1 protein-coding gene is annotated in these 326 nt (G+C 63.5%); it reads left to right on the top strand.

The window, feature by feature from the left end:
- Window positions 1–326, top strand: a 326-nt coding sequence (locus AC0L3B_RS38895) for a FadR/GntR family transcriptional regulator (protein WP_473383003.1), incomplete at both ends; no start/stop codon positions are given.

The following is a 326-nucleotide window of genomic DNA, read 5'->3' as shown; positions in this document are numbered from 1 at the left end:
CCACGTCTGCCCCACAAGCGTCGCAGCCTTGCCCAGGAATTGGTCACGGTGTTGTCCGAACAGATTCGCGACGGCCAGCTCAAGCGTGGCGACAAGCTGCCCACCGAGTCGGCGATCATGGATGCCCATGGTGTCAGCCGCACCGTGGTGCGCGAAGCCATTTCGCGCTTGCAGGCGGCAGGGCAGGTGGAGACGCGGCACGGTATCGGCACCTTTGTGCTGGATACGCCAAGCCCGAGCGGTTTCCGAATCGATCCGGCCACCGTCGTGACCTTGCGTGATGTACTGGCGATCCTGGAGCTGCGTATCAGCCTGGAAGTGGAGTC

Source organism: Bradyrhizobium sp. Kon56, assembly GCF_055807635.1.
This window is presented reverse-complemented; position numbering and strand designations above follow the sequence as displayed.